13 protein-coding genes are annotated in these 13,105 nt (G+C 41.2%); 8 read left to right on the top strand and 5 right to left on the bottom strand.

Annotated features, from left to right (window positions below):
• The first annotated feature begins 47 nt into the window (after positions 1-47).
• Together ACE1CD_RS37380 and ACE1CD_RS37375 are read left to right on the top strand one after the other, a co-directional pair.
• On the top strand, positions 48-1,409 hold the full coding sequence (locus tag ACE1CD_RS37380; RefSeq protein ID WP_374827975.1) for a cystathionine beta-synthase: 1,362 nt from the start codon (positions 48-50) through the stop codon (positions 1,407-1,409).
• A 127-nt stretch (positions 1,410-1,536) separates the two neighbouring features.
• Positions 1,537-2,676: a cystathionine gamma-synthase gene (locus ACE1CD_RS37375; protein WP_374827974.1), complete on the top strand. Its 1,140-nt coding sequence runs from the start codon at positions 1,537-1,539 to the stop codon at positions 2,674-2,676.
• Between the two features lie 18 nt (positions 2,677-2,694).
• On the opposite strand, the gene ACE1CD_RS37370 is transcribed toward ACE1CD_RS37375, so the two are convergent.
• A complete protein-coding gene (locus ACE1CD_RS37370; RefSeq protein ID WP_374827973.1) occupies positions 2,695-4,092 on the bottom strand; it encodes an AAA family ATPase in 1,398 nt (465 codons plus the stop codon).
• A 216-nt stretch (positions 4,093-4,308) separates the two neighbouring features.
• On the opposite strand from ACE1CD_RS37370, the gene ACE1CD_RS37365 reads away from it, so the two are divergent.
• Both ACE1CD_RS37365 and ACE1CD_RS37360 read left to right on the top strand, forming a co-directional pair.
• The gene (locus tag ACE1CD_RS37365) at positions 4,309-4,551 is read left to right on the top strand and encodes a hypothetical protein (RefSeq protein WP_374827972.1); all 243 of its coding nucleotides are present in this window, start codon (positions 4,309-4,311) and stop codon (positions 4,549-4,551) included.
• A 212-nt stretch (positions 4,552-4,763) separates the two neighbouring features.
• Positions 4,764-5,735 carry an MvdC/MvdD family ATP grasp protein gene (locus tag ACE1CD_RS37360; protein ID WP_374827971.1) on the top strand — a complete coding sequence of 324 codons (972 nt, stop codon included), beginning with the start codon at positions 4,764-4,766 and terminating at the stop codon, positions 5,733-5,735.
• Between the two features lie 252 nt (positions 5,736-5,987).
• On the opposite strand, the gene ACE1CD_RS37355 is transcribed toward ACE1CD_RS37360, so the two are convergent.
• Together ACE1CD_RS37355 and ACE1CD_RS37350 are read right to left on the bottom strand one after the other, a co-directional pair.
• The gene (locus ACE1CD_RS37355; RefSeq protein WP_374797102.1) at positions 5,988-6,527 is read right to left on the bottom strand and encodes an MgtC/SapB family protein; all 540 of its coding nucleotides are present in this window, start codon (positions 6,525-6,527) and stop codon (positions 5,988-5,990) included.
• Positions 6,528-6,718: 191 nt separating this feature from the next.
• A complete protein-coding gene (locus tag ACE1CD_RS37350; protein ID WP_374827969.1) occupies positions 6,719-7,669 on the bottom strand; it encodes a sulfite exporter TauE/SafE family protein in 951 nt (316 codons plus the stop codon).
• A 431-nt stretch (positions 7,670-8,100) separates the two neighbouring features.
• Between ACE1CD_RS37350 and ACE1CD_RS37345 the strand changes: the two genes are divergently transcribed.
• The 3 genes from ACE1CD_RS37345 (at position 8,101) to ACE1CD_RS37335 (ending at position 10,256) form a co-directional block, all read left to right on the top strand.
• On the top strand, positions 8,101-8,478 hold the full coding sequence (locus tag ACE1CD_RS37345) for a four-helix bundle copper-binding protein (RefSeq protein ID WP_374797098.1): 378 nt from the start codon (positions 8,101-8,103) through the stop codon (positions 8,476-8,478).
• Between the two features lie 208 nt (positions 8,479-8,686).
• The gene (locus tag ACE1CD_RS37340) at positions 8,687-9,490 is read left to right on the top strand and encodes a CBS domain-containing protein (RefSeq protein WP_374797096.1); all 804 of its coding nucleotides are present in this window, start codon (positions 8,687-8,689) and stop codon (positions 9,488-9,490) included.
• A gap of 205 nt (positions 9,491-9,695) precedes the next feature.
• Entirely contained in the window at positions 9,696-10,256 is a 561-nt protein-coding gene (locus ACE1CD_RS37335; protein ID WP_374797094.1) for a hypothetical protein, read from the top strand.
• Between the two features lie 145 nt (positions 10,257-10,401).
• On the opposite strand, the gene ACE1CD_RS37330 is transcribed toward ACE1CD_RS37335, so the two are convergent.
• Entirely contained in the window at positions 10,402-10,989 is a 588-nt protein-coding gene (locus ACE1CD_RS37330) for a Crp/Fnr family transcriptional regulator (RefSeq protein ID WP_374797092.1), read from the bottom strand.
• A 76-nt stretch (positions 10,990-11,065) separates the two neighbouring features.
• Positions 11,066-11,641 (bottom strand): acireductone dioxygenase, encoded by a 576-nt coding sequence (locus ACE1CD_RS37325; protein WP_374797090.1) that lies wholly within the window; start codon positions 11,639-11,641, stop codon positions 11,066-11,068.
• Positions 11,642-12,057: 416 nt separating this feature from the next.
• Here ACE1CD_RS37325 and ACE1CD_RS37320 point away from each other — a divergent pair, with 416 nt between their 5' ends.
• Positions 12,058-13,083, top strand: coding sequence for a sulfate/molybdate ABC transporter ATP-binding protein (locus ACE1CD_RS37320; RefSeq protein ID WP_374827968.1), 1,026 nt, complete (start codon positions 12,058-12,060; stop codon positions 13,081-13,083).
• The last annotated feature ends 22 nt before the right edge of the window (positions 13,084-13,105 follow it).

Raw genomic sequence — 13,105 nt, 5'->3', positions numbered from 1 at the left:
ATTTTTTGGATGGGTGGGAAAGGCGAGGTATTTTTTGGAGGTGGGTTATGGCAAGTTACAATAATATTCTGGAAGCGATCGGCAGAACTCCCTTAATTAAACTTAACAGAATTACCCAAGATATTCACTCAACAATCTACGCCAAAGTAGAATATCTCAATCCCGGTGGCAGCACCAAAGATAGAATCGCGCTGGGGATGATTGAAGCCGCAGAAAAACAAGGTCTTTTGCAGCCTGGGGGTACAATTATTGAGGCGACTGCTGGTAATACTGGGGTCGGTCTGGCGCTAGTTGCTGCTATTAAAAAATATCGCTGCATTTTTGTGATGCCGGATAAGATGAGTCAAGATAAAATTAACTTGCTCAAAGCTTATGGTGCGGAAGTTGTGATTACTCCCACATCTGTAGCGCCTGACTCTCCCGAAAGTTATAATGGTGTGGCAGATAGATTAGCTAAAGAAATCCCTGGCGCTTACAGACCGAATCAATTTGAAAATCCCCACAATCCTTTAGCTCATTATTTAGCAACTGGGCCAGAAATTTGGGCAGATAGCAACGGAAAAGTAGACGTTTTTGTGGCTGGGATGGGTACTGGCGGTACTATTTCCGGTGTGGCAAAATATCTGAAAGAGCAAAATCAAAATATTGTTATTGTAGGTGCAGACCCGGAAGGTTCTATCCTGTCTGGCGATAGTCCCAAATCTTACAAAGTGGAAGGAATAGGCGAAGATTTTATCCCCAAAACTTTCAACCGCCAAATAGTAGATGAAATGGTGCGAGTCAGCGATAAAGAATCTTTTAATATGGCGCGTCGTTTGGCGCGAGAAGAAGGTTTGCTGGTCGGCGGTTCTTGCGGAACGGCGATAGCAGCAGCTTTGAAGTACGCGCAGCGATTGACGGAACCTAAATATATTGTAGTGCTTTTACCGGATACGGGCAGAAATTACATCAATAAGATTTATTCCGACCAATGGATGCAGGAGAATGGTTTCTGGTCAGGACAAACGGTAAAATCTATCAAACTTGGCGAAATCCTCGGACAGAAGAAAGATTTCCCCGCACTTATTTCTGTGAATCCGCGCGATAGCTTGATGCAAGCGATTAAACTTCTGCAAAAACACAATATCTCCCAAGTTCCGGTTGTTGATAATAACGATGTCGTGGGAAGTTTAAACGAAGCATCTTTAATGAAGTTGCTGCATGAAGGAATCAATTTCGCCAATCAGGAAGTTTCGGCGGTGATGGGTAGACCTTTACCTGTGCTTGACGAAGATATCGATATTTCCGAAGCGTATCGCGTGCTTTTGTCCGGAACTACTGGTATCATAATCAAACGGGATGAAATTCCAGTAGGATTAATTACCAGAGCCGATTTAATCAAATATTGGATCGGTCAAACAGAGGGATAACATCTTCATCCGCTAAATTTCTAAATCCAGCCAAAACTTGCGATAAAAAACCTCTGCGTCCCTCTGCGTTAACCTCTGCGCCCTTTGCGTTAAAAAAAACTCTTATTGCGAAGCCAACAAATTTGATATGATGGAATTTGAAACCAGAGCTATCCACGAAGGTCAAGCACCCGATTCCGTGACGGGTTCTGTGATTGTACCAATTTACATGACCTCGACTTACGAGCAAGAGGCGATCGGTCAACATAAGGGTTACGAATATTCTCGCACGGGAAACCCCACCCGCACCGCTTTAGAGAAAGCTTTGGCTTCCATTGAAAGTGGCAAATTCGGTTTGGCTTTTGCGTCCGGAGTCGCTGCGACAACTACGGTATTGAGTTTGCTGAAAAGTGGCGATAATATCATCGCCGGAGACGATATCTACGGCGGAACTTACAGGCTTTTGGAGAAAGTTGTCAAAAATTGGGGTCTCGAAACAACTTACGCCAGCGTTGACGATTTAACCAGTTTTGAAAAGGCGATTCAACCGCACACAAAGCTGATTTGGATCGAAACGCCGACGAATCCGCTGTTAAAGATTGTCGATATCAAAATTTTATCAGAAATTGCACGCCGACACAACTTAATTTTAGTTGTGGATAATACTTTTGCGAGTCCATATTTTCAAAGACCGCTAGAATTAGGCGCTGATATTGTCGTTCACAGTACCACTAAATATCTAGGCGGACACAGCGATATTATTGGCGGCGGTGTCGTTACTTCTAATGAAGAATTATATCAACAATTGAAATTTTACCAGAATGCGATCGGCGCTGTTCCCAGTCCTTTGGATAGTTACTTAGTGCTGCGGGGAATCAAAACTTTGGCGGTGCGGATGCGGGAACATGAGAAAAATGCTTTGTTTTTGGCGCAGTTTTTGGAGAATCATCCCAAAGTCGATCGCATTTATTATCCCGGTTTGCCAAGTCACCCACAATTCCATCTCGCCAAACAACAAATGTACGGTTTTGGCGGAATGATTAGCTTGGAATTGAAAGGCGGATTTGCAGCAGTTGAAGAATTTGTAGCGCGACTGAAGTTATTTTTCCTAGCAGAAAGTTTGGGAGGCGTGGAATCGCTGGTTTGCTATCCGGCGAAAATGACCCACGGTTCTATTCCGGAAGAGGAAAGGTTGAGACGGGGAATTAAAAATAATTTGGTTCGCCTTTCGGTGGGGATTGAAAATCAGAAGGATTTGCAACAAGATTTGGAGAATGCTTTGGGATAAAATCTGTCGGAAAGGTGATTAGGGATATTTTTTTACCGCAAAATTACTGTTAATATGTGCTTTAAAAATAGAATTTAGCTGAAATTTTGCTAGCTCTTTTCTGGGAACTTTTTCTACTAAACAGCGTCTGGTTAAAGATTGTATAATGTGCATAAGTTTAGCTTGAGATACTTCCATATTAGCAGTTTTTTGGGAAATATCTATTGGTTCATCTTGATGGGATAGCCAGTTAATCGCATTTTTTTCTAATTCTGATAACCGCTCTAAATGCGATTCTAAATAGGTTTCTATGTCACCCAAAAAAAACTCATTTTTATCGGTCAGAAAAAGGGAAACCCTCCCGTTAAATAACTCTATAATTGTTGAAGAAATAATATTTAACCAAGCTGGATGACTTTGATATAGTGTTATTAATTCATCCCATTTTTCCTCATCTTGTAAATCTTTTTGTCTCAAGATTTCTTTGGCTTCTTCTCCTAATCCTTGAAGTTGTAATGATCTTGTGTATTTGTTTTCTTTTTCTAAAGCTTCTATTTCTCCAGGTTTTTCCCAACTAATTAAAATTAAACTACTTTGATGAGATAAGGTAGCAATTTGCTGAAAAAATTTACTATAATCTTTATATTCTGTTAAATACTGACCCGCTAAGTTACCAGGGTTAAAAATATTCTGCACGTCATCAAGGATTACTAAACAACGAGATGAGCGAAAATAATCTATTATTTCTGGTAATAGAGTTGCGTGAGATTGAGAAAAAAACTGTTTAAGTTCATCTTTAAGGTTGATTAGTTTAGGCAAATCCTCCAGACTGCGATAAATAATATAATCGAATTGTGTATTAATTTCTGAGATTAATTTCAGGGTTAAAGCCGTTTTTCCTATGCCACTCAATCCATAAATTATGATTAATCTAGTCTGATTTTCTAAAATCCATTCTTTAAGAGTAGAAATTTCTGAATTACGCCCGTAAGTATAGTTAAATTCTGGTGCTTTTGTTAGCTCAATTATGGAGGATTTATTTTCGTATTGGGTAGAGCGCGATCGTGTTTCTATATCCTCTAAATATTGGGAATTTTCCCTACAAATATTAATATGATTTTTATTAATGTTATGATTACTAATAATCAGTGAAGAATCACCAAAACTGTAGATAGTAGATCCAGCTTTATTTTCTAAAATAGAACGAACATTCTTTTGTTCAATCTCTTCTGAAAAAACATCGGAGAGAAGTTTCCATAATTTTGCTCCCTCTTTTTTAACATGATCGTAACTATATCCATTATTTCCCGCAATTTTATGAAAATTTTGACGTTGTAAAACACTTTCTAATATAGATTTTTGTAAAGAATCAAGATGTTGTCCTGTTTTCGCGAATACCTGTTCATCAGTCCATTTTGACAATTCTTTAACGTCCATATATTTTTAACCTTACTCAATCTTTTTAGTTTAGCCACGAAAACCCACTTTTAGCCACTAAAAGTTAAGTTTTGTAAAAGGTTACTAAAGATTAGCACCCAATGACACTATATCACACCAAATCCCCCTATATCAATTTTGCCAGAAGATGCCACTCCAGTCTAAAAATTAGAAAGTACAATCTTGAATGTTAACCACTTTTCAAGAATAAATCACATGAAAACCAAAACTTTTGATCGACCTGCAAGCTCAGTCCCTTTTACCCTAAGTTTGGTACAGAAACTCGACCAAGCATTGTATGATCAAGCGATTAAGGATTCAGAGATACTAAAACAATCCTATGATCCGAAAACTCAAACATCGAATATTCCTATATATGCTGGTACTTCATTGACATATGATGATACAACTAGCGGCATTTTTATGAGTAAAGATGATTCACAGCAATCTGATACTTAAACCTGAAATTGGCATTAGGTGAAGACCATTATCATGGCTTTCTCTATAAAATAAGATGGATTATACGGTACGGTAGAGTGCGAAGCATTCTATCGTACCGCTTTAAGCTGTTAGCTATCGTAAGTAGTAAAATCCTGGTTTGGATACCGCATAAAGATCGATTAACCAACATATCTGATTCATCACCCCAAAACGAGATTACAAATTAAAATATGATATTAATTTTTACGAACAAGCAGGATACACACACTGATGAAGTTATCAGAAAACTACATAAAAAAGATATTGAACTTTTTCGGTTAAACTCAGAAGATTTACTGAGAAAATATAAGATAAATCTTCATATCGATCAAAATGGGTTATGGACTGGACAGATTACTGACGAAATTGGGAGAATCTTAAACTTAGATCAACTAAAAGTAGCCTGGTTGAGAAAACCTGACTTTGATTTTTTTGGGAAAATTGATCAATCTACAGAGGAACAGTTTATCATTTCAGAAACAAAAGCTTTGATCAATATACTATATTCTATACCCAGCATAAGATGGATAAACGATCCATTTATCGCCAATAAAGCGAAAGTAAAATTTCAACAACTTTTACTGGCCAATAAATACGGGGTCAAAATCCCTAAAACACTGATAACAACACAGCCAGAAACAGCCAAAGAGTTTTTTATAGAGTGCGGAGAAGAGGTTTTAGTTAAAACCATTTATACTGGAAATGTGACCATCGATGGGATCAATCAAGGAATCCCCTCAAGAAAGATTGGCAAAGATGATTTTTATAAGTTCTATAAAAACATTTATTTATCACCGACTCAATTGCAAGAATATATCGAAAAAGCTTTTGAATTAAGGATTACAATTATTGGCAAAAAGGTATTTGCCGTTAAAATTGATTCACAAGCCCATGAAGAGACCAAAATTGATTGGCGACTTCATACTCAAATTAATCCACATTCTATCTTTGAACTACCAGCAAAAATAGAAAAGTTCTGCATCGAATTTTTGGAGGAGCAAAAACTATTATATGGGGCGATGGATTTTATTGTGACTCCCAACAATGAATATGTGTTTTTAGAAAATAATCCTTTTGGTCAATACCTTTGGTTAGAAATAGAAACAAAAATCCCATTAACGGAAGAGATGTGTGATTTGTTAATCAGCTATCTTGATGCTTGATTACTGTTTTTTGGGCTTCACCATTCGAGTGAAAGTTTTAGGTGGGTAAAACGGGGAAAAATCTTATTCAATCTGAGCTAAATACAATCACATTTGCTTCTGTAGATTCATCTACAAGCAGATTAGGCCAATCCTATGTAGTGCTAGGGTTTTTTTCCACCGCTTCTAGTAGCTAGGTGGATTTAATCTTTCTCCCGCTTGAAAAACTCTCGAAAAATCAGGAATATTCACATCTCGATCCTCTAAAGTCACTTATTGCTGCTGTACATCTTGACTGGAAGCAGTATCTTTTTGCCGTATTTTCGTCAGCTTGTAGCCATTAAGACGAATTAAGGGAGATTTCTTGATTTTTTTCACTCCACTGAGAACTGCTAACGCCATCAGCGTTCCGATGAGACACATTTGCCACAATCCACAACCTGCTGCTGCACCCAATCCAGCCGCCAGCCAAATAGTTGCGGCGCTGGTTAATCCCTTGACTTCTGGTTTACCGAATTTCTGACCGGATTGTTGCAAAATCATTCCCGCACCCAAAAATCCAATTCCGGCTGCAACGCCTTGGATAGTTCTACTCAGAGCATTTGTGGAGTAAAAGGTACTTTCGCCATCTACTTGCAAGGGAATCATGACAAACGCAGCTGAACCTAAGCTAACTATCATGAATGTTCGCAAGCCTGCGGGTCTACCGGGCTGCTGCCGATTATAGCCGATCGCACCGCCAACCACTAGCGCCGTACTCAGTCTGAAGACTATAGTTTGCCAATCGCTGGAACTGAAAAAGATGGAACTCATTGTTTGTACTCCCGCAAAACTAGAACGCGCATCCCTCAGTCCGCCAGTGTGCCAAGTAACTACGGTAATTCGCTCGGCTTACTAGAGATTAATATTAAGTGTAGGTTAAATAGAGGTTAAATTCAACGATCGCCCGAAATACAGCAGTTTCGATTTGACTTAGCCGAAAGCTGCTGTAGGCGATCGCTGCGTTATGCTGCTCGATTCGATAAAGTCGAGGTAAGTCGGTAGACGTTTGGGTGTGGTGAAGTAGTAATAAAGCGCTCTCTGTATAGCATTTTTATAACTATTAAAGATTGAGGAATTTTGTGGCTATCTGCTTCTAGCTGCTGTGCGATCGGTTGTTTCCCTCTGCTCATCCCCGTTTGCCAAAAAAAGTAAATCGGTAAAATTGCTAAAACAACCTGAAAACGTAATTTAGCAATTATATCGGGTATTTTGGGCAGCAGTCGCGTCCCGATTTGAACGCCGATCGCTCCTGTAATTCCCAACAAAATGCCGATCGAATATAGCACATTTCCTTTCATCGCATGACCTGTGAAAGCTGAGGATGCTGACAGGACAACCACTCCCAAACTCGTCGGCGCAGCGATGTTCATCGGTTCTCCTAACAGTGCAATTTGCAAGGGAACCATAATTATGCCGCCACCAATGCCAAATAAACCTGCCAATAAACCCGCCGCGCTACCAGTGAAAAACCGCCCTAAATTTGATAGCCAAGAATGCTTTTTTGGTGCAGCAATATCTTCTGTTTTACTGAAGCTTCGCTGGAGTTGGATGACAAAAATATTCGCTAATAATAATCCGCCAAAAGCACTCATAACTAAATAACCTGGGATATGCTTTACCAAATAAACTCCCAGTTGTGCAGTCGCCAAGGAAGGAAGCCCTAAAATTATCACCTTTTGGAAGTTCAATTTGCCCATCCGCCAGTTTTGCAAGCTTCCAGAGATAGATATAAACAGCATCGCAAAGCTACTCGTAGCTACAGCTTGAATGGGCGTCAAACCCAGGCTCACCATCAGAGGTACCAGAAAAATACCGCCACCAATGCCTAAAAGCCCAGCTAAACAACCTGCAATCAAGCCGCCGAAACCGAAAGCTAGCTGATAGGAGTGGAAAATCAATGCCAGGTAATTCATAACAGATAGCAATATGAGTTATTTACCTTTTTAACTTAAGAGGCTAACTCTTTTACAAGTGTCAATTTTCATATTATACACATTTGTTTACGCTTGGCCTAGTTTTTTAAAAAATGTAAATCTAATGAGCGAATTGGCCAGATAAATCGTCTGCAAAGCCGATGTTTGTCACAATCAACTTAATCTCCGGTAAATTTATCGGGATACTTTAAATAAATTCTGAGTAATGTCCGGTAAATTTATCGGAATAGTTGAAATAAAATATTAATCTTATATCACGATTTTTTAAGGTGTAACAACATCAATTATTAATGTGTTAGGATGCGAATGCAAGCAGAAAAAAAGATTTTTTCACTTGCAACAAAAATTGGGAGCAGTTACGTTTCTGCTCCCTCAGATAGATGCGCTTTTCCTAAATTAGGAGCAAATTTATGATGATGATGATGACGAAAGAAGCCATGCCCATGAGCAAAGATATGCAGGAATGTATGCAAGCCTGCATGGATTGCTACAAAATGTGCATGGAATCCATGACTTATTGCATGGAAATGGGCGGCAAGTACATGGAAGGCTCGATGATGGGCATGATGCGCGACTGCATGGAAATGTGCCAAATGTCCATGAACATGATGATGATGGGTTCTGAGTTCATGGGACGCACCTGCGAGCTGTGTGGGGAAATGTGTATGCGCTGTGCGGAATGCTGCGACATGATGGGCGACGATGCCAAGATGAAAGCTTGTGCTGATTCTTGCCGTCATTGTGCCGAAATGTGCAAGAAAATGTCCATGATGATGATGGCTGCTTAATAATCTAAAACCTCGCAGAAGGATGTCTGCAACCTAAGAACAAACGCCCGGAATGAAACAAGTCCGGGCGTTTGAAATTGTGCTAGAGATTGAAACTGATGGAATAATTATATAGTAACCGCCAAGAGATTCTTAATTCCTGAAAACCTTTATTCTAAAGCCTTCTTCCCCTAACCTCTAGCCCCTAGCAATCGCCTTGTCTCACAGCATGAAACAACTGAAATCCACTTCTGCTGACTTACGGAGTCTGTTCGAGGATAGTATCACCGTCAAATACGTTGCCGAACCTCTCAAGTCTGTACTAGCTACCCAGTCGGCACCAGTTGTGCGGCAGTGGATGGAAAGCCTCAACTTTGACGTTCTCGGAGTTGAAGATAATGGTATCATTTGTGGCTATATCGATCGCCAAAGTTTGGCAGATGGTCTATGCGGCGACTACCAGCGCATTTTTCACCCCTCGGAATTAATCGCCGCATCCACGCCCCTGATAGAATTGCTGCGGATTTTGCGGTATAAAACAAAAGTGTTTGTGTTGGATCGCGATCGCGTCAGCGGTATCGTCACACGCGGAGACTTACAAAAAGCACCAGTACGGATGTTATTGTTTGGACTCGTCACCTTACTAGAAATGCAGATCCTCCGGCTAGTACGGATTTACTACCCAAATGATTCTTGGCAGCCTTTCGTCAAAAGCGATCGAGTGGCATTGGCAAAAAAATTATGGCACGATCGGCAAGCGAAAAATGAAGCAATGAACTTGACAGATTATCTGCAATTCTCCGATAAGCGGGAACTAATCCTCGCCAAAACAGAAATAGTCGATCGACTTGGGCTAAAATCCAAAAGAGCTGGAGAGCGTTTCCTCAAATCAGCCGAAGCATTAAGAAACAAGCTCGCTCACGCCCAAGACTTAGTAAATGATTCATCTTGGCCAGAGTTAATTGAATTAGCAGCTGAAATTGAAACACTCCTGCAACGCTGTGAAGAAATTGAATCTGACGATATGATTTAGGGCAAGTCGAGTAGGTTAGAAGGGTCTAGAGGGTTTATGGTGGAAAATGTTTGTGTATTTTACAGATAGGTGGGATGGTGGGTTACGGCACGGCAACTTAATTATTGCTTGAAAGTGTTGAAATTATCGCCCGTGCCTAACCCACCCTACAATTAAATAAGTTTTTATTATCACCACCAAACGGGAGAGTAAGTTAGAAAAAACTATGAAATTCAAATTTTTGCTTTCCGCAGCCCTGAAAACTGTAGCGTTTTTAGGATTTGTTACGCTGCCCTATACAGTTTTTGGGACAAAGATTGGTGTCGCACAAAATAGTCCCGTCACCACAGAAACGAGATTTTTAACTTACGTAGAACCGCGTGAATATGCAATTCAGTATCCTTTTGGTTGGTTTGTAGAGAGAAACAGGAGCGACCTGACAATCATCACAAACGATCGTCTGGCTATCGTAGGAAATGAAGATTTTCCAGAAAATTTTATCAAAACGGATATATATATTCAACCCAAAACTTTTGAGACGGTTGTTAAGGAGGCAATTTCAGCCCAGGAAAAAGTTGGTTATCAGATCAAAAGAAGAAGCAGGCTGAATATTAGCGGACTAGAAGCAGTTCAACTATGGATATCCGAATCAGAAACGGATGCAATTATTACGATGATTCGTTATCAGAATAACAAAACCATTTATATGGCTAGTTTCTACGCTCCCAGCAATACATCGGCAATCTCTATGATTCAGAGAATACATAACTCTTTCAGAGCCATCTAAAAAAGTCAAAAGTCAAAAGTCAAAAGTCAAAAACTAGAGGGAGAGCGGGGGAGCAGAAGAATTAATATTTTCCCTCTTCCTCTTCCCTCTCCCTCTTCCCTAGCCCCGACGCCCTAGCTCCGACGCCCTAGTCCCGACGCCCTAGTTAAATTTCGTAGTGCCACAAAGACTGCTCTTGCATAACGACAACTTTGCGATGCAGGCGTTGAATAATTCCCTGCTTTTCAAAGTTATTGAGAATGCGGGTGACAGTAACTCTGCTAGCGCCAATAATTTCAGCCATTTGCTGATGGGTTAAGCGCAAATCGATAATTTGTCCTCGATCGATTTCGCGACCGAACCTTTTGCCCAACCAATTCATCAATCGAAACAGCGAGGCGTCAATAGGTTTGCTGTGTACAATTTCCAAAAATTCTCCCAGTCGTTGAGCGTGTAGAAGCATGGCATCAGTAACTAGATCCCAGTTACCAGCGGGCAGTAATGTTGCCTGTACATCAGTTAAGCATTCTATTTGAAGGGGATCGGCTTTTGATAGGGCTCTACCGACAATATCTCCTGGCCCCCACAATCCAAAGGTGATACAAGTTCCATCTTCCTGCCACGTCATGGTGCGGATGACACCCGTTTCAATTTGCCATAGAAAATCTTCGCCCAAAGGCAGTAGCGACGCTCGTGCAAATTTACGTTGCGTCAGAACATAAACACCATTTGTTGTAGGTGGGAAAACGGTCATTGTTAATTATTCCAAAGCTAAAAAAATAAAAACTTGTTGCTAGGCGTAGGGTTGCCCAGGACTTACAAACTTTAAGTTAAGGGCAGTCGCCAGGATATCTTCTGGCAACGGGTTTGTGAAACTGAATTTTAGTATCGGTGTATTGAGGCGTCCACCCGCCTACACTTGTAAAGTACCGTACTGCTTTGAAATGAAGCAATCCTGTAGGACGGAACCAATGCTCGGTACCGGATGGCACGTTAATATATTCTTCTGCTTCGACAATTAGTTCTGCTTGCTTGCCATCAGGAAGCACAAACCCGAAAACGCACTCTCCAGAAAGGATATAGAGTGCTTCGTCGTCTGCGTGAGTGTGGCAGCGATCGAATTGCGTGATCAGGGCCCAAAGATAGGGCGAACCAGGATGCAAAACCGTCAATTCACGCCATTTATAACCAAATCTGCGCTGGAATTGGACAAAGTAGCGATCGAAACCAGCTAATACCTCCTCTTTTTCCGCAAGGCTAAGAATGTCTTGTGTCAGCAATTCGGCGATATAGGAGTTACTCCCCAAGGACAAGCGTTTGATGTGAATATCTAGTGCTGCAAGTTTCCGTGTGATGTCGCTGAGATGGGTGTAAACCGAACTGTCTTCGAGTTGCAAGATGGCCATTGTAGACTCCAGTGTTGGACGGATCTGGGTTCGGGCTTGGTAGAAGTTGGCAGTCAAAAAACATTGCCGATAAAAGGCATTTTCACAAAAACACCTAAATCCCGATAGATAAACTGTAGATTATTTTAGTACAATTTACAAGACACAGCAAAAAGGATTGTCGCGGGCCAGAAACCCTTTCTAAAGGCCAGAAACCCGGTTTTTCTAAAAAACCGGGTTTCTGAAAGCCCTCGGTCAGGGAGTCAGTTGTACCGAAGGTCAAGAAATTTGACAAAAGTTACCAATAAATTAGGATATGTGGTATGTAAGTACAGTAAATTGGGCGATAAATCGGTGTAAGAAAAAGGTCTGCCAACAAAATCCGGTTTTCGATCGAGTCAAAGGTCAATTACCAAAAGTTCAGGGAAAGAGTAGCGATGAGCATTTTGATTGAGGGCGTATCAAAGCGATTTGGTTCGTTTCAGGCAGTGGATTCGGTAAATTTGGACATTCACAGTGGCAAGCTGGTGGCACTTTTGGGGCCTTCGGGGTCAGGGAAATCCACCTTACTGCGGCTAATTGCGGGACTGGAAACTCCAGATACGGGCAGAATTAGAATCAGCGGTAAGGACATGACCTCCGAAAACGTGCAATCGCGGGGCATTGGCTTCGTGTTTCAGCACTATGCTTTGTTTAAGCACATGACCGTCCGCGAGAATGTCGCTTTTGGTCTACAAATACGCAAAGCGTCCAAATTTTATGTCCGGGAACGAGTGGAAGAATTGTTAGACTTGGTGCAACTGCGGGGGTTAGGCGATCGCTATCCGTCTCAACTTTCTGGCGGACAGCGACAACGGGTAGCTTTGGCGAGAACTTTAGCTGTAAATCCGCAAGTACTTTTATTAGATGAACCGTTTGGAGCTTTGGATGCTAAAGTTCGTAAAGAACTGCGAGCTTCCCTGCGACACCTGCACGAACAAGTTAACGTTACCACTGTCTTTGTTACCCACGATCAAGAAGAGGCGATGGAACTTGCCGATGAAATTGCTGTTTTTAATAAAGGTCAGGTGGAACAGGTAGGCACTCCAGAGGATATTTACGACCATCCAGCTACCCCCTTTGTGATGAGTTTCTTTGGCCCTGTCAACGTTCTATCGAGCGCTGCGGGAATTTTCGATCTTAACCATTCGCAATCTCACAATTCTCATGTGTTTTTGCGTCCTCACGATGTTTTAATTCAAACAAAGGCGGAAGAAACCGCCGTACCCGCGAAGGTAAAGCGGATTGTGCATTTGGGTTGGGAAGTTGTAGTGGAGTTGAGTCTCAGGGACGGTCAACTGGTGACAGCGCAACTGACACGCGATCGCTTCACGCAATTACAACTGCTACAAGAACAGTCTGTTTATGTGAAACCCAAAAGCGCCAAGACTTTCCCCGTCGGCGTACAGCTGACTTACACATAGTTTGGCGGTTCATAGTTCATAG

This window comes from Aerosakkonema sp. BLCC-F183 (genome assembly GCF_041929145.1).
GTDB lineage: Bacteria > Cyanobacteriota > Cyanobacteriia > Cyanobacteriales > Aerosakkonemataceae > Aerosakkonema.
This window is presented reverse-complemented; position numbering and strand designations above follow the sequence as displayed.

Excerpts from the sequence above, each read along its gene's own strand:
- ACE1CD_RS37360 (WP_374827971.1), top strand. The coding sequence starts at position 4,764 with ATGATATTAATTTTTACGAACAAGCAGGATACACACACTGATGAAGTT.
- ACE1CD_RS37330 (WP_374797092.1), bottom strand. The coding sequence starts at position 10,989 with ATGACCGTTTTCCCACCTACAACAAATGGTGTTTATGTTCTGACGCAA.
- ACE1CD_RS37345 (WP_374797098.1), top strand. The coding sequence starts at position 8,101 with ATGATGATGATGATGACGAAAGAAGCCATGCCCATGAGCAAAGATATG.
- ACE1CD_RS37380 (WP_374827975.1), top strand. The coding sequence starts at position 48 with ATGGCAAGTTACAATAATATTCTGGAAGCGATCGGCAGAACTCCCTTA.
- ACE1CD_RS37370 (WP_374827973.1), bottom strand. The coding sequence starts at position 4,092 with ATGGACGTTAAAGAATTGTCAAAATGGACTGATGAACAGGTATTCGCG.
- ACE1CD_RS37320 (WP_374827968.1), top strand. The coding sequence starts at position 12,058 with ATGAGCATTTTGATTGAGGGCGTATCAAAGCGATTTGGTTCGTTTCAG.
- ACE1CD_RS37375 (WP_374827974.1), top strand. The coding sequence starts at position 1,537 with ATGATGGAATTTGAAACCAGAGCTATCCACGAAGGTCAAGCACCCGAT.
- ACE1CD_RS37325 (WP_374797090.1), bottom strand. The coding sequence starts at position 11,641 with ATGGCCATCTTGCAACTCGAAGACAGTTCGGTTTACACCCATCTCAGC.
- ACE1CD_RS37335 (WP_374797094.1), top strand. The coding sequence starts at position 9,696 with ATGAAATTCAAATTTTTGCTTTCCGCAGCCCTGAAAACTGTAGCGTTT.
- ACE1CD_RS37350 (WP_374827969.1), bottom strand. The coding sequence starts at position 7,669 with ATGAATTACCTGGCATTGATTTTCCACTCCTATCAGCTAGCTTTCGGT.
- ACE1CD_RS37340 (WP_374797096.1), top strand. The coding sequence starts at position 8,687 with ATGAAACAACTGAAATCCACTTCTGCTGACTTACGGAGTCTGTTCGAG.
- ACE1CD_RS37355 (WP_374797102.1), bottom strand. The coding sequence starts at position 6,527 with ATGAGTTCCATCTTTTTCAGTTCCAGCGATTGGCAAACTATAGTCTTC.
- ACE1CD_RS37365 (WP_374827972.1), top strand. The coding sequence starts at position 4,309 with ATGAAAACCAAAACTTTTGATCGACCTGCAAGCTCAGTCCCTTTTACC.